14 protein-coding genes are annotated in these 14,107 nt (G+C 62.7%); 7 read left to right on the forward strand and 7 right to left on the reverse strand.

Going from position 1 to position 14,107, the window contains the following annotated elements:
• Nucleotides 1–33 precede the first annotated feature (33 nt).
• Nucleotides 34–1,128, reverse strand: a complete 1,095-nt coding sequence (locus BCEP18194_RS15315; protein ID WP_011352201.1) for a polyamine ABC transporter substrate-binding protein — start codon at nucleotides 1,126–1,128, stop codon at nucleotides 34–36.
• 420 nt (nucleotides 1,129–1,548) lie between these two features.
• Between BCEP18194_RS15315 and BCEP18194_RS15320 the strand changes: the two genes are divergently transcribed.
• Nucleotides 1,549–1,752: a DUF1289 domain-containing protein gene (locus BCEP18194_RS15320; RefSeq protein WP_010095552.1), complete on the forward strand. Its 204-nt coding sequence runs from the start codon at nucleotides 1,549–1,551 to the stop codon at nucleotides 1,750–1,752.
• Between the two features lie 75 nt (nucleotides 1,753–1,827).
• On the opposite strand, the gene BCEP18194_RS15325 is transcribed toward BCEP18194_RS15320, so the two are convergent.
• The 3 genes from BCEP18194_RS15325 to BCEP18194_RS15335 all read right to left on the reverse strand — a co-directional run bounded on the left by BCEP18194_RS15325 (nucleotide 1,828) and on the right by BCEP18194_RS15335 (nucleotide 5,284).
• The gene (locus BCEP18194_RS15325) at nucleotides 1,828–2,469 is read right to left on the reverse strand and encodes an OmpW/AlkL family protein (RefSeq protein ID WP_011352202.1); all 642 of its coding nucleotides are present in this window, start codon (nucleotides 2,467–2,469) and stop codon (nucleotides 1,828–1,830) included.
• A gap of 65 nt (nucleotides 2,470–2,534) precedes the next feature.
• Complete coding sequence (locus BCEP18194_RS15330) at nucleotides 2,535–3,725, reverse strand: NAD(P)H-dependent flavin oxidoreductase (RefSeq protein ID WP_011352203.1); 1,191 nt, start codon at nucleotides 3,723–3,725, stop codon at nucleotides 2,535–2,537.
• A gap of 122 nt (nucleotides 3,726–3,847) precedes the next feature.
• Nucleotides 3,848–5,284 (reverse strand): aldehyde dehydrogenase family protein, encoded by a 1,437-nt coding sequence (locus tag BCEP18194_RS15335; protein WP_011352204.1) that lies wholly within the window; start codon nucleotides 5,282–5,284, stop codon nucleotides 3,848–3,850.
• Between the two features lie 124 nt (nucleotides 5,285–5,408).
• On the opposite strand from BCEP18194_RS15335, the gene BCEP18194_RS15340 reads away from it, so the two are divergent.
• Nucleotides 5,409–6,170 (forward strand): hypothetical protein, encoded by a 762-nt coding sequence (locus BCEP18194_RS15340; protein WP_011352205.1) that lies wholly within the window; start codon nucleotides 5,409–5,411, stop codon nucleotides 6,168–6,170.
• Between the two features lie 314 nt (nucleotides 6,171–6,484).
• Complete coding sequence (locus tag BCEP18194_RS15345; RefSeq protein WP_011352206.1) at nucleotides 6,485–6,850, forward strand: hypothetical protein; 366 nt, start codon at nucleotides 6,485–6,487, stop codon at nucleotides 6,848–6,850.
• A 128-nt stretch (nucleotides 6,851–6,978) separates the two neighbouring features.
• On the opposite strand, the gene BCEP18194_RS15350 is transcribed toward BCEP18194_RS15345, so the two are convergent.
• Nucleotides 6,979–7,458: a DUF2501 domain-containing protein gene (locus BCEP18194_RS15350; protein ID WP_011352207.1), complete on the reverse strand. Its 480-nt coding sequence runs from the start codon at nucleotides 7,456–7,458 to the stop codon at nucleotides 6,979–6,981.
• 490 nt (nucleotides 7,459–7,948) lie between these two features.
• Here BCEP18194_RS15350 and BCEP18194_RS39715 point away from each other — a divergent pair, with 490 nt between their 5' ends.
• The 3 genes from BCEP18194_RS39715 (at nucleotide 7,949) to BCEP18194_RS15360 (ending at nucleotide 11,244) form a co-directional block, all read left to right on the forward strand.
• On the forward strand, nucleotides 7,949–9,643 hold the full coding sequence (locus tag BCEP18194_RS39715) for an AIPR family protein (protein ID WP_011352208.1): 1,695 nt from the start codon (nucleotides 7,949–7,951) through the stop codon (nucleotides 9,641–9,643).
• 382 nt (nucleotides 9,644–10,025) lie between these two features.
• Nucleotides 10,026–10,574 carry a hypothetical protein gene (locus tag BCEP18194_RS15355; protein WP_011352209.1) on the forward strand — a complete coding sequence of 183 codons (549 nt, stop codon included), beginning with the start codon at nucleotides 10,026–10,028 and terminating at the stop codon, nucleotides 10,572–10,574.
• 85 nt (nucleotides 10,575–10,659) lie between these two features.
• Entirely contained in the window at nucleotides 10,660–11,244 is a 585-nt protein-coding gene (locus BCEP18194_RS15360; protein WP_011352210.1) for a polysaccharide deacetylase family protein, read from the forward strand.
• A 12-nt stretch (nucleotides 11,245–11,256) separates the two neighbouring features.
• Here BCEP18194_RS15360 and BCEP18194_RS15365 read toward each other — a convergent pair whose 3' ends face one another.
• Nucleotides 11,257–12,222 (reverse strand): phosphotransferase, encoded by a 966-nt coding sequence (locus BCEP18194_RS15365; RefSeq protein ID WP_041492857.1) that lies wholly within the window; start codon nucleotides 12,220–12,222, stop codon nucleotides 11,257–11,259.
• Between the two features lie 25 nt (nucleotides 12,223–12,247).
• Here BCEP18194_RS15365 and BCEP18194_RS15370 point away from each other — a divergent pair, with 25 nt between their 5' ends.
• Nucleotides 12,248–12,937, forward strand: a complete 690-nt coding sequence (locus BCEP18194_RS15370; protein ID WP_011352212.1) for a cephalosporin hydroxylase family protein — start codon at nucleotides 12,248–12,250, stop codon at nucleotides 12,935–12,937.
• On the opposite strand, the gene BCEP18194_RS15375 is transcribed toward BCEP18194_RS15370, so the two are convergent.
• On the reverse strand, nucleotides 12,894–14,102 hold the full coding sequence (locus BCEP18194_RS15375) for a glycosyltransferase (protein ID WP_041493086.1): 1,209 nt from the start codon (nucleotides 14,100–14,102) through the stop codon (nucleotides 12,894–12,896). The two genes, BCEP18194_RS15370 and BCEP18194_RS15375, sit on opposite strands and share 44 nt — an antisense overlap.
• Between the last annotated feature and the right edge of the window lie 5 nt (nucleotides 14,103–14,107).

A 14,107-nucleotide genomic window follows, 5' to 3' on the forward strand; every position in this document is an offset into this window, starting at 1 on the left:
GGGCTTCATGACTACTGGGAACATCGGCGCGTGTCAGCGGCCCGACTTCAGCTCGGTCCACAGACGCGTCTGCAGGCGCTGGATTTCAGGCGGCAGCGGCTTGAGCAGGAACAGCGTCTTCACGACGTCGGCCGGCGGATAGACGGCCGGGTCGTTCGCGACGTCGGGCCGCACGTACTTGCGGGCCTCGGCGTTGGCGCTCGGGTAGTACACCGCGTTCGTGATCGCCGCGTGCACCTTCGGATCCTCGATGTAGTTGATCCACTGCAGCGCGGCATCCTTGTTCTTCGCGTCCTTCGGGATCGCCATCACGTCGAACCACACCGGTGCGCCGCCCTTCGGGATGTAGTACTCGACCTTGTACGGCTTCTTCGCTTCCATCGCGCGATGCTTCGCGATCACGACGTCGCCCGACCAGCCGAATGCGAAGCAGATGTCGCCGCCGACCAGGTCGTTGATGTAGCCCGACGAGTTGAATTGCGTGATGTACGGGCGGATCTTCTTCAGCACTTCCATCGCGGCCTTGTAGTCGGCCGGGTTCGTGCTCATCGGATCCTTGCCGATGTAGTGCAGCGTCGCCGCGAACATCTGGTCGGGTGCGTCGAGCACCGACACGCCGCAGGTCTTCAGCTTCGAGAGGTTTTCCGGCTTGAACAGGATGTCCCAGTTGTCGAGCGGCACCTTGCCGAGCGCCTGCTGCGCCTTCGTCAGGTTGTATGCGAGACCGGTCGTGCCGTATGCCCAGGGCACCGAGAACTTGTTGCCCGGATCGGCACCCGCGACGAGCGCCATCAGTTGCGGATCGAGGTACTTGAGGTTCGGCAGCTTCGACTTGTCGAGCGGCGCGAAGATGCCGGCGGCGATCTGCTTGCCCGCGTAGTTGCTGGTCGGCACGACGATGTCGTAGCCCGAGCTGCCCGTCAGCAGCTTCGCCTGCAGCGTGTCGTCGCTGTCGTAGTTGTCGTAGCGGACCTTGACGCCCGTCTGCTTCTCGAAGTTCGGGATCGTGTCCTTCGCAATGTAGTCCGACCAGTTATAGACATTGAGCTGCGTATCCTTCGCCGCTGCCGCCGATGCACCCACGCACAGCGCGAGCGCTGCGAACCGGCCCACTACATTTGCTTTCATCCCGTTCTCCCTCCGACCGGACCGTGTGTCCGGCTGCCGTCTGCCTCGTCATGGCGGCGCATTCTGGCACGCCGCCCCTCGAAAACCCCGAAAACTACCATCATTCGCGCCCCGTCACAAAAAAATCATGCCGGTGTCGCGCAAACGGAACAAATTCCCGCCGCCGGCCAGGCTGGCCGCCCGTGCGGCAGGGCGTTCCCGGGGAATTCTATCGGGTAATCGGCGGCTGTCCACCGGGAAAAACAGGCGGCGGCAAAACCGCGTTCACCGGCCGGACGCGAACCGCCCGGCGGCTGTGCCCGAGCCCGGCCGTACTGTCATGCCGCTGCACCGGTACGGCATGCCGGCCGCACCCGTCCGACCGTCCGGCCGCGATGCATTAAAATGGCGGCTGACGATTCAACTGCGTGAACCCTTCCGATGGCCTCCAATCTCCACGACCTGCCCGACAGCCCCTGTATCGGCGTCTGCTCGACCCTCTTCGACGAAGTTTGCAAGGGCTGCGGCCGCACGGCCGCCGAAGTGTCGAACTGGGTGTTCCTGAGCGACGACGAAAAACGCGCGGTGTGGGAACGCATCTCGCGCGAAGGCACCGCGATGCGCTTCCAGTACGACAAGCTGTAAATCCGCCGCGCAAAAAAAAAGCGGCATGCCGACCGCCATGCCGCCAACCCCAACTCTGTTCTTTTCCCGCCGCGTCTAGAACTTCATCCCGACGCCCACGCCGACGATCAGCGGATCGATGTGCAGCGTGCCGATGCCCTTGTCGCCAAGCGTCGCATCGGTGCTCATCCAGATCTTCTTCACGTCGACGTTCATGAAAATCTTCTTCGTCACCTGCACGTCCACGCCGAACTGCAACGCGGGGCCGAAGCTGCTCTTGTTGATCGACACGCCCTGCCCGCCAACGTTGAGCCCGTTGTTGTAGAAGTACGTGTAGTTCACGCCCGCGCCGACATACGGACGCACCTTGCCGGCATGGTTGAAGTGGTACTGCAGCAGCAGCGTCGGCGGCAGCACGCCCACGCCGCCGAGATTGCCGAGGCTCGACGTCAACTGGTGCCGCGACGTGCCGAGGATCAGTTCGACGCCGAGGTAGTCGCGGATCATGTACGTGAAGTCGAGCTCGGGCACGATCGCGTTGTTCACGCCGACGTTGAGCGCGCCCAGCGTGTCGCTCGCGCGTTCGTTCGGCTGGATGCTGATTGCACGCAGCCGGACCAGGACGTCGCCCTGGTTGATGCCTTCGCCCGGCGAGGCCGCGTGCGACAGCGACGGCATCGCGGCGAAAGCGGCAGCAACGGCCGCTGCGGTGACACAAGTTCGAATCGTTTTATGCATGGTACGGACCCCCAAAGAATGGTTTCCATTCTCCCTGTAGGGTCTTTTCATCGTCTTGATATCCGTCAAGCCAGCGTAAACGTGGGACGGTTTGCCGCAGGCTCCGTCGCACAGCCCGTCAGCAGCAGGTCGAGCAGATCGCGCACGCTGCGGATCGCACGGCCGAACGGCAACGCTTCGCGGCCACGGAAGAACAGCCCGTTCGCGACGTCGCCGCGCAATGCAGCGGCCAGCCGCGTGTCGATGCAGAAATGGCCGAACTTCTCGATGCCGTCGCGCAAGCCGCATACGCTCAGGCATTCGAGCGCGGTCGGGCAACGCTGCTTCAGCGCGCCGAGCTTGGTGCGGATGCGTGTCTCGTTGCGCAGGTAACGATCGAGCCACGGCGTCTTCACCGCGCGTGCGGGCAACCCCGTCACGCTGACGAATTCGACGATGTCGTCGGGCGTCGCATCGGCCAGCACGCGCTTGAAGTGCGGATGCGCATCGCCTTCTTCCGTCACCGCGAACGGCGTCCCCACCTGCACGCCATTCGCGCCCGCCTCGAACGCCGCACGCACCGTGTCATGACTGTTGATCCCGCCCGCAACGATCAAGGGGATCGTTTCACGCGCGAGCCCGAGCGACGCCATCACCTGCGCGGTCTCGTCGAGCACGCGCGCGAAATCGAAGCGGCCGTCGTGCATGTCGTCGATCTGCGTGACGCCGAGATGGCCGCCCGCATGCGCCGGATGCTCGATCACGATCGCGTCGGGCAGGCGCCCCTTCTTCATCCACTTCTTCAGCACGAGCGCGATCCCGCGGCTGTCCGACAGGATCGGAATCAGCGCGATGTCGTGTCCTTGCGTGAGATCGGGCAGGTCGAGCGGCAAGCCCGCGCCCATCACGATCGCATCGGCGCCTTCGTCGCATGCGACGCGCACGTAGTCTGCATGCGCGCTCACGGCCTTCATCACGTTGACCGCGATCATCCCGCGCCCTTCGCTGTAGGTCTTCGCAAGACGGATCTCGCGAGCGAGTGCCTCGAGGTTCGCGGCCTCGAGCGTCGCGCGATCGGGTTGCGCGCGGCAACGCGCGAGCAGGTCCGCATGATGGTGACGCAGGTCGATGCTCGCAATCGTGCCGACCGCGCCTTCGCGCGCGACGCTGCCCGCCAGCCGGTGCGCGGAGATGCCGACGCCCATGCCGCCCTGCACGACAGGCAACAAGGTGCGGCCGCGGATCGTCAACGGCGGAAAGGAAGTGCATACGGTCATCTGAAACCTCGTCGGAACATCGGAACCGCGATGATCGACGATCCACCGACGCGCACCTTGACGGCCGTCAATAAAAAACGGCACGCAAGCGTGCCGTTTCCGGTTCAGGCCGTGAGAAACGCTCAGGCCGGCTTCGCGGGCTTGAGCTGCATCGACTTGTACTCGAGATATTCTTCGAGCCCGTACACGCCGTTCTCGCGGCCGTGACCCGATTGCTTGTAGCCGCCGAACGGCGCGGCCATGTTCCACGCGCCGCCGTTGATGTCGACCTGTCCGGTGCGGATGCGGCGCGCGATGCCCATCGCGCGTTCGTCGCTGCCGGCCCACACCGCGCCGCCGAGCCCGTACGGCGAATCGTTCGCGATCCGCACAGCCTCGTCTTCATCGCGATACGTGATGATCGACAGCACCGGCCCGAAGATTTCCTCTTGCGCGATCGTCGATTTCGGATCGACGCGGCCGAACACGGTCGGCTTCACGAAGAAGCCTTTATCCAGCCCTTCCGGCAGGCCCGTGCCACCCGTCACGAGTTCCGCGCCTTCGTCGATCCCGCGCTGGATGTAGTCCTGCACACGCTGCTGCTGGACGGCCGATGCCAGCGCGCCGAGGCGCGTCGCATCCTGCCGCGGATCGCCGGCGACGTAGGTTTCGGCCGCCGCCTTCGCGATCGCGCGCGCCTCGTCGTAGCGCGCTTCCGGCACCAGCATGCGCGTGTGTGCCGAGCAGGTCTGCCCCGCGTTCAGGTAGCACGCGTTGACCGTGCCCTTCACCGCCGTCGCGAAATCGGCATCGTCGAGAATCACCGACGCCGACTTGCCGCCCAGTTCGAGCGCGACGCGCTTGACGCCCGCGGCGGCCAGCTCGGCCACGCGCTTGCCGGCGCGCGTCGAGCCCGTAAACGACACCATGTCGACGTCCGGATCGGTGGCCAGCACCTCGCCGACCACCGGGCCGTAGCCGCACACGAGGTTGAACACGCCGGCCGGCAGCCCGGCTTCGTGAATCGCTTCAGCGAGCATGAACGCGTTCAGCGGCGCGACTTCGGACGGCTTCAGGACGACCGTGCAGCCGGCCGCCAGTGCCGGTGCGACCTTCAGCGTGACCTGGTTGAGCGGGTAGTTCCACGGCGTGATTGCCGCGACGACACCGACCGGCTCGCGCACGACGAGCGAGTTGCCGACCTGTGCCTCGAACTCGAACGACTCGGCGAGCTTCGCGTACGCCTTCCAGTTGTAGATCGGGCCGCCGACCTGGATCGCGCGCGACAGCTTGATCGGCATCCCGACTTCGCCGGTGATCGACTGCGCGAGTTCCTCGCTGCGCGCCAGCAGATGCTCGACGATCTTGCGCAGGTAGCCCGCGCGCGTCGCGGGCGGCGTGGCCGCCCAGGCGTCGAAGGCTGCGCGCGCCGCGCGGATCGCGTCCTGCGCGTCGGATGCGACGCCTTCCGGAATCCGCCCGATCACGGCTTCGGTGCCCGAGTCGATCACGTCGATCGTGCCGGTGCCGGCCGGTTTGCGCCACGCGCCGTCGATATAGAACTGGTCGTAGATTTTCATCGCTTTCCGCCTCCAGGAAAGCCGACATTCTAGCGAGCGTTTCGGTCGGCGGGTGTGACGATTGACAGCCATTAGAAAGGTCTTTAGCCTCGGCGCCTCATTCATCATAAGAAAGGAGAATGCCTTGAGCATCCTGACCAAAATCGAGGGCGGCTATCTTCAGGTATTGCGCGTGATCGTGCTGTTGTTCGCGACCGCAGTCCTGATCGGCGGAGTCATATTCGGCGCGGTCGCACTCGATGCGCGCCTGTCGAAACCGCCGAAAGTCGATTCGGCCATCCAGGTCGATCCGGCATCGTTCGCGTGGGAAAACGATGCGCCCGCCAAGGCCACGCCGGCCGCCGACGGCGCGGCAGCCAAGGACGACAACGCGTCGCCCGCGCTGAGCCTGTCGACGCGACTGTCGGGCATCGTGCAGAAGCACGGCCGGGCGGCCCTGTCGCCGGACTACGCGGTCGATCGCGACGCGTACGAGCCGTCGTTCCAGCGCGTGCTCAGTGACGACGGCCATCCGGAAGTCGCGTACTACGAGCAGCAGATCGCCTATCTCGACAAGGTGCTGTCGCGTGCGGACGTCGCGGCCAGCGTCAAGAAGAAGGTCACCGGTCACGGCGACGAATATGCGCGCGAGCAGGCATACACCGACATCGTGTCGGCCGTCATGCGCGACTTCTCCGAGCGCTACGACGCACGCCGGACCGCGATCGACGACGAGAAGAAGGCCGCGGAAGAAACGGCTGCCGAGAATGGCCAGACCGCGCGCTACGCGGGCGTCGCCGCGCTCGTCGCGCTGTATTCGTTCGTGTCGCTCGCGGTGCTGATCATCCTGATCCGCGTCGAGCGCAGCATCCGCTCGATCGCGCGCGCCACGCACACGACGACCTGATCCCGCGCATCGGCAGCCCGGCCCGTACGCCGGGCTGCGGCGGGCACTGCAACGGGCCCGCTTGGCGGCGCAAGCGGCCGGTTCCCGGCTGCATCTTCCCGAGTGGTGCCCCGCGCATTCGCGCACTTTCCGTTCCCGCCGCACCCTCACTCCGCCGTCGGCCGTCCACGCCGGCGCAGCGCCTGTTTCGCCGCCGCCACGTCAGCATCCGCCCGGGTGCGCGGCCGGGCCCGCATCGTGCTATGTTTTTATTATCGGCACCGGCCCATTGCAACCGGCGCCGCCCGGAATCGACGTATTTCGTGAGCGCTGCCATGTCCGACGCACCCCATATCCTCGGCTCGCAAGACCGCCTCGAGCTGCTTTGCTGGCTCACCTGCGGCAACCTCGGCGCGTTTTACCTCAACGAATCGTGGCCGGACGCCACGTTCCAGGTCCAGGCCGCGCACCGCTGGCTCGACCGCCACCACCGTCAGGCCGACTGGCTCGTGATCGCCAGGCTCGCGGCGCTCGCGCAGGACATCGCGAAGCGGCATGCCGGATTCGTCGATGCGTCGTGGGCACGCGACGCGGTCGAGGAAATCGTCGATACCGACGATCTCGACTATCGGGCGAAACTCGTGCAATGGGTCTACGAGGATTGCTGCAAGGCGCTCGCCGACAAGCGGCTGGCCGATTGAATCCATGCGTGCGGGCCGCGGCATCGCGCGGCCGCCCGTCTGTTCGTCGATGCGCGCGCGGCAGTCGCGACGATCGACGGGCGCGGCGCGCGTCGCACCGCCCCCTGCACCACCACGCGCCGAGACGCTTACAGCAACGACTTCGCCTGCGTCAGCACCTTGTCGCAGATCTGCTTGGTGACCTGCTGCTTCAGGCCGCCGCCGCTCAGGTCGAGCTTGCTGCCGTTGCCGGCATCGAGGACCCCGCTCGCGCCGCTGGTATAGCCGCTATCGGACGACGCGTTGCCGCCGAGCTTGCCCATCAGCGCGTCCTTCACCGACGACGCGCCGCCGGACGCCCCGCCGAGATAGTTGTTCTGGATGCAGAACTGCAGCAGGCCCGCGACGTTGCCGGTGCTGCCCGGCATCAGCGACGAACCGCCCCCGCCCGTCAATGCACCGCCGAGGCCGCCGAGATTGCCGAGCGCACCGCCCGCGCTACCGCCTGAATCGCCACCGCCGCCGACCTGCTTCAGGACATCGCCAAGCTGCGCATGCGCCACCGAAAACGGCGCGAGCAATCCGATCAGCGCGCCGGCAACGGTCGCGCGGTATAGACGTGCATTCATGTGAAGCCTCCCGGTTGTGATGGCATGAGTACCGCGAATCGAATCAAAGGATACTCAATCAACCCGTGCAATACAGCCTTCAGATGCGGCCTGAAACGTCAGGCATCGTGATATCGCCACAATTTGACAAAGCTTGACAGGTACCGGAAATCATACCAAGTGCTACTTTCAAGCTGACGAAGCGATGCTGCCAGCAGCACTAGCGGTCGGCATCTATGCAGATAGCCACGACTATTGCGGCCGTTACACCAAGACGCTGCTGCCCAGGACGGAAAACCAACCAGATTCCCATTGACGCTGCACCTTGCGCACTTGTTGTCAAATCAATGATGCCCGCATCAATTCACACTTACTCTACACCTTCATACGCTGACGCAAATTTACAACCATACACGTTGATTACTAGCTATACTTCACCACTCACAGCATCATTGATTCAAAAGAAAATTTATTCGAATAAATCGGTAAAAAACACACGCCAGGAGCCACGATGCACAAAATCATAAAATCCCACCTTGAAAGCTATGTCACAAGCTGCAGCTTAGAACAGCTTACAGAGTCCGAGCGATTTGAATCATTCTGTAATTACTCGATAGTATTTGATAGAGTAGGCGCAAGTTTCGATGCATCTGAAATAACCACTGGACCAGACGAAGATGGAATTGACGGAGTTTCCGTCATTATTAACGAGGAAATCTGCCTCTCCAAGGAAGATGCCGAAACTATTTTCGGATCAGATAAGCGAAATAACGATGTCGAACTCGTCTTCGTCCAATCAAAAACAAGCGAATCATTTGATCTGGGAGATTTCCTCAAGTTCAAAGAAGGTGTTATGCGATTTCTTGAAGCAGATCCTTACGAATCTGTGGACGACGTCCTAAAATCCGCGAATGAAACATACAATTTCTGCCTTTCCAAGGTACCAAAAATTCGAGGCGGAAAACCACGACTCACCGCCCGATATGCCGCCACTGGAAAATATGAAAAACCGATTGCCATTGAGCGCGCGGTAAAAAAATTTGAAACAGAAGCCATCGCTTTAGGCTATTTTGCAAATGTCGATATCAAAGTTATCGGTCGAGAAGAAATAACTACCTTATGGGTACAAACCTACTCTGGCGTATCAGCAGCACTTCCAGTATTTAGCAGCGCAGCCCTGCCACCAATTGCCGGCGTTGATGAGGCTTATTTGGTAGTCGCAAAAGCAAAAGATATTGTTGACGAGCTTTTGACTGCAAAAGATGGGGCACTTAGAACTCAGGTTTTCGATGAAAATGTTCGCGCCTTCTTAGGCCCCGACAATCCTGTCAACGCATCCATTGGCAGCACCCTTAGTGACGCAAAGGCTTCCACGCGCTTTCCCGTCATGAACAATGGGATCACAATCGTAAGCCCCGACGTTCGAGTACAAGGAAATGTAATACATCTCGAAAATTTTCAAATCGTCAACGGATGCCAGACATCAAACGTCCTCTTCGAACACCGCCACTCTCTAAACCAGAGCGTCATGGTTAATTTGAAAATTGTCGAGACAAAGAATGAAGACATATTTGCCGACCTAGTCCGCGCCACAAACAGCCAATCAAAAATTGACGACAATCAATTTTATTCACTTCGCCCAATCGTCAAAAGAATCGAGCAATACTTCAATTCGTTCGACGGCGACGAATCAAGACTTTACTTTGAAAGGCGTGACCGCCAATTCGTCGGCCTTGAAATTCCGGCGATTCGAATATTTTCTCTCTACATAGTCGCAAAATGCGTTTGTGCAATGCTACTACGACGCCCAGACCTCTCCTACAAGTACCCAAAGCAAATGTATGACCAACTTGGAGAGAAAATATTCTCGGAAAAGAACAAAGAATCAATTTATTATGCAGCCGCACTAGCCCTTTATCGATTTCACCTCCTGAGATCCAACGGGATTATCTCAAAAAATCTCGGAAAATTTAAATGGCACTTGATTTCCTTGGTAGCGGAATTGATCGCCGGAAAAGACATGCCCGAATTAAATTCAAAATCCGCAGACAAATACGCAGGGAAATTAATCGACACACTCTCTCGACACGACAAATCCGTCCCTTACTTCAAACGTGCAGCTGCGGCAGTTGAATCACTCGCACCAATTTCCGACGACAGGTTGAAGCGCGGGATAATTTTAGAGGAAATGCGAGGAAAGCTTTGAACCCGAACTGCCGCCCAAAGCAACATGCCACCTGCCGAAGAAAGAAAATTTTGATAAGAAATAAACCATTAAAATAGAATATTCACTCAAATTTTCACCGCAGATCATCGCAACGCCCATCCGCCTACACTGCGGATGGGTTTTTACATTACGTTGACCCAGGCCCCTTCCCTGGCATGCGGCCGCACCCTCAAGAGCACCTTCACTGACTCGTTGATGACGTCCGGCAAGAACAACAGTAAGTCCAGCTGTACCTCACCTGCTCTCGACCACTGATCTAACCTCTCGACGAGCTAAGCATCTTATGATCGTCATCACACGTCCTTGAGGTACATCGCTGTACGTACGGCTCAATTACACCGCATTCATTGCCGACGATCACATGACACTTAAATACATACTCCAGCTGATGGCCTGCGCATGGGCCGCGTTGATAGCCTGTTCCGAGGCTTCCCATGCGGCACCCGCAACGATGACCGCGGCTTGCCCGTCGCCATCGTTCGACCGCTATCCGGCACCCGCGGCAAGCGCGCCGCGCAAGCCGGCCGCAGCGCCCCGCCTGACCAGCAAGGAAGCCCGCCTCTACCGCACCGTCATTCGCGACGAATTCACGCAACCGGCCAATTTTGCCGGCCACTACCGGGTCGCGATCTGGGGTTGCGGAACGGATTGCCGGAATTTCGCGATCGTCGACAAGTACACGGGCGCGACGTACACGATGCCCGGCGTGCAGGCCATCGCGGGCGTGATGGGCAACGACGAGGAGCGCGTCGATTTCCGGCCCGGCAGCAGGCTGCTGATCGTCGCGGGCTGCTTCAACGACGATTGCGACGACAACAGCGCGAAGGCCGCCCGGTTCTTCTATGAGTGGACCGGCACGCAGCTGCATCGGATCGGCACCTGTCCGCTGGCGATCGAGCCGCTCCAGTAGCCGGCCGAAGGATGCGCCTGCCGCCGCTCGCCGCGACTTGCGCTATCGTTCCTCCGGTACACCTTGAACGGCGCACCCACCCGCGATGTCCATTCGCCTCAGTTTCGACGACGGCCCCGGCCCGTCGACGCCCCTCTTGCTCGATGTCCTGCACGCCGCGTCCTGCCAGGCGACCTTCTTCCTGCTCGGCCAGCATCTCGCCGGCGGGCTCGACGTCGCAACAAGAATGGCGAGCGAAGGCCATCGACTCGGCAATCACACCCATTCGCACGCGAAGCCCGGCGCACTGGCGGACGATGCGCTGATCGACGAGATCGAGACGACCGACGCGCTGATCCGCGAAGCCTATCGCCGCGCCGGCGTTCCCGTGCCGGACACGATTCCTTTGCGCCTGCCTTACGGATTGATGCCGCAGGACAATCGCGCCGGCGTGCTCGCGCGGCTGCAGCGCGAACACACGGGCTGGACCGCGATACTCGACGACTGGCAGCGGCCGGCGCCTTCGCCGCAGGCACTGTTCGACGCGATGTGTGCACATGTCGACGCCCGCGCGGCGCGCCAACAAGACGTGCTGTTCTGCATGCACGACGGATCGCGGCACGGCGACGCGCGGCCCAATACGGTCGAAGCGGTGCGCCTGTTCCTGCTGTCCCTGAATCGGCAGCGCTGACGCAGCAGCCGGCTAGCGCCCCGGCACCGCGCCATCCAGCAACTGCCACCAGCCGCCGAGAAAGCCGATGCCCGGCCCCGGTGTCCACAGGCCGCGCTGGGCGGCTTCGAGATGGATCAGTGTCTGGTCCGCGCAGAACAGGCCCATCAATGCATCGCGGCGGTCGTGCATCCAGTTCGGCACGTCATCGGCCCGCGTCGCGGCATAGGCTCGCAGGCCGGCGTCCCAGCGCTGCGCATCGAATACGAAGCGATCGTCCCTGCCCGCATCGCGCGACAGCGCGAACAGCGCAAAGGCCACTTCGAGCCACTGCGCGCCCTGCCCGACATCGTCGAAATCGAGCACGCCGCTCACCGCATGCCCCACATACAGCAGGTTGCCCGCGTGATAGTCGCCGTGCAGCCAGTGCACCGCCCCCGTCAGCCACTCTTCGGCAGCGTCGAGATGTGCACCGATCCGACGAATCATCGTCTCGTAGTGGCCGCTCAAGTCCCCCGGCAACGACGGCGCAGCTCGCGCTGCTACACGTGCGTGGCGCGCAGACAACCAGGCCAGCGGCGCCGATTCGGTCACGGGTATCACCACCATCGCCGCATGCAGATGCGCAAGCGCACGAATTCCATCGATCGCGCCCGCCTCCGCATCGTCCGGCAGGCCGGGGCTGCCGTCGATATGCTCGAACAGATGCAACCAGCTTCCATCGGGCAGCCGCACACCGGACTGTGCGTCCACGGTCGGTCGTAGTCGCGGCAGTGCAGGCAGCATCGGCGCCGTACGCGACGGGTCGAGATGGCCGAGTATCGCGGCCTCGCGATGCACCTGCTCGACCGGCTTGCCTGACCACGACACGCGCAACACCGCGCGCCCCGCATCGCACTCGACGAGATACGTTTTGTTAGTATGGCCCGACGCCAGCGCCTGCAGGCGCGCCGGCTCGATGTTCCAGTACCGGTGAAGCCACGGTTCCAGCGTTTTCACGTCACTCCTACTCGTTGCATTGACCATGTCAGAGCGTCCCTCGGCCCGCATGCGGGACATCAATATCGAATGGCTGACGCGCGCTGCCGAATTCGACCATCTGTTCCAGACGCGCTGGCTCGGCGAGCGCTTCTTCCACCTGCCCGGCGACATGCTCGCGCTCCAGGAACTGATCTGGCGCGAGCGTCCCGACTGCATCGTGCAGACCGGCATCGCGGCAGGCGGCGGCGTCGTATTCTCCGCGTCGATGCTGGAACTGGCCGGCGACAGCGGCCGGGTCATCGCGATCGAGCCGCGCCTGCGCGACGAGGTCAGGCAGCGCCTGCAATCGCACCGCCTCGCCCACCGCATGACGCTGATCGAAGGCGAATCGTGCGCGGCCGACACGCTCGCGTCGGTGCGCACACAGATCGATGACGGCGCGCGCGTGATGGCGATCCTCGATCTCACGCACACCCACGCGCACGTGCTGCGCGAACTCGAATGCTATGCGCCGCTCGTGACGCCCGGCAGCTACGCGATCGTGATGGATACCATCATGGAGTACCTGCCCGCGTCGATGTTCGACGGCAAGCCGTACGGCAAAGGCAACAACCCGGCCACCGCCGCGCATGAATTCCTGGCCCGCGACGACCGGTTCGAGGTCGACTACGACATCGAGGACCGCGTCCTCATGACGCTGTCGCCAGGCGGTTTCCTGAAGCGAGTGCGCTGATCAGGCGCGCGGCCTCGGCAGAACCGTTGCGCGATGCATAGCTCGTGCGGATCCGCGCCGCCCGCTCGCGCAACGTCCCGGGCCGCAACAGGCGTTCGAGCGCATCGGCAATCTCCGCCACGCCGGCCTGCTGCAGATCCAGCACGCACCCCGCACCGGCCCGCTCGACGAAGTGCGCCGAATGGAACTGGTCGTTGCAGAACGGCGACAGCAGCATCGGCACGCCGCACGCAAGCGACTCCATCACCGAATTCGCGCCGCCGTGGCTGACGAACGCGTGCGTGCGCTGCAGCAGCGCCAGTTGCGGCACGTAACGCACCGCGACCACACGTTCGTCGTCGGCCGGCAGCAGATCCGAATCGACCAGTTCGCCCACCGACAGCACCAGTTGCGCCGACGTCGCGCGCGTCGCGTCGATGACCTTCGCAAACACATCGGGATGGTAGTAAAGCTGGCTGCCGAGCGACATGTAGACGAGCGGACGGTCCGCATCGAGGCGTTCCCACGGGAACGGCGTCTCGTCGCCGCGCGGGCCGGACGGCAGCGCCGGGCCGACCAGCTCGACACCGGGCGGCGGCGCACCGACCAGCGCGTCGGTCGTGAACGCGAGCGTCAGGTGCGGTGAAAGGATGTCGCATCCGCGAAAACGCGCATCGAGCCCGTAGCGCGCGAACAGGCGCGTGCGTTCCGGCGCGAGCCATCGCACCGTGCGCAGCAGTTCCGAATCGAGCTCGTCCGGCAGCACCGGATTCAGAGAATTCGACATCGAGACCCACGGCAGCCCTTCCAGCTCCGCGGCGATCGCCGCCGCATAGAGCAGCGGATCGATCACGACCACGTCGGGCCGCCAGTCGCGCAGCACCGCACGGATGCCGTCCACCTGCGCGGGCGCGAGATCGATCAGCAGCGTGCGGATCCAGTGCCGCAGCCAGTCCGCGTCGCGAATGTTCGCGGCGAAGCTCGCGCCGCGCGACAGGTCGTGGCGCTCGGGCGTCTCGCGCGGCCCGACGAATTCGAAGCCGCCGGCACCGTCGAGCTGTGCGCTGATGTCCGCCGGCGCATAGAACGCGACGTCGCACCCGGCATCGCGCAGATGCTGGGCCGGGCCGATACACGGATTGACGTGCCCTTTCTCGGGCACCACGCAGAACAGGATGCGTTTCATGAACG

The organism is Burkholderia lata, from assembly GCF_000012945.1.
In the GTDB taxonomy this organism is placed as follows: domain Bacteria; phylum Pseudomonadota; class Gammaproteobacteria; order Burkholderiales; family Burkholderiaceae; genus Burkholderia; species Burkholderia lata.

Excerpts from the sequence above, each read along its gene's own strand:
- BCEP18194_RS15335 (WP_011352204.1), bottom strand. The coding sequence starts at position 5,284 with ATGAAAATCTACGACCAGTTCTATATCGACGGCGCGTGGCGCAAACCG.
- BCEP18194_RS15350 (WP_011352207.1), bottom strand. The coding sequence starts at position 7,458 with ATGAATGCACGTCTATACCGCGCGACCGTTGCCGGCGCGCTGATCGGA.
- BCEP18194_RS15345 (WP_011352206.1), top strand. The coding sequence starts at position 6,485 with ATGTCCGACGCACCCCATATCCTCGGCTCGCAAGACCGCCTCGAGCTG.
- BCEP18194_RS15330 (WP_011352203.1), bottom strand. The coding sequence starts at position 3,725 with ATGACCGTATGCACTTCCTTTCCGCCGTTGACGATCCGCGGCCGCACC.
- BCEP18194_RS15320 (WP_010095552.1), top strand. The coding sequence starts at position 1,549 with ATGGCCTCCAATCTCCACGACCTGCCCGACAGCCCCTGTATCGGCGTC.
- BCEP18194_RS15315 (WP_011352201.1), bottom strand. The coding sequence starts at position 1,128 with ATGAAAGCAAATGTAGTGGGCCGGTTCGCAGCGCTCGCGCTGTGCGTG.
- BCEP18194_RS39715 (WP_011352208.1), top strand. The coding sequence starts at position 7,949 with ATGCACAAAATCATAAAATCCCACCTTGAAAGCTATGTCACAAGCTGC.
- BCEP18194_RS15375 (WP_041493086.1), bottom strand. The coding sequence starts at position 14,102 with ATGAAACGCATCCTGTTCTGCGTGGTGCCCGAGAAAGGGCACGTCAAT.
- BCEP18194_RS15360 (WP_011352210.1), top strand. The coding sequence starts at position 10,660 with ATGTCCATTCGCCTCAGTTTCGACGACGGCCCCGGCCCGTCGACGCCC.
- BCEP18194_RS15370 (WP_011352212.1), top strand. The coding sequence starts at position 12,248 with ATGTCAGAGCGTCCCTCGGCCCGCATGCGGGACATCAATATCGAATGG.
- BCEP18194_RS15325 (WP_011352202.1), bottom strand. The coding sequence starts at position 2,469 with ATGCATAAAACGATTCGAACTTGTGTCACCGCAGCGGCCGTTGCTGCC.
- BCEP18194_RS15355 (WP_011352209.1), top strand. The coding sequence starts at position 10,026 with ATGACACTTAAATACATACTCCAGCTGATGGCCTGCGCATGGGCCGCG.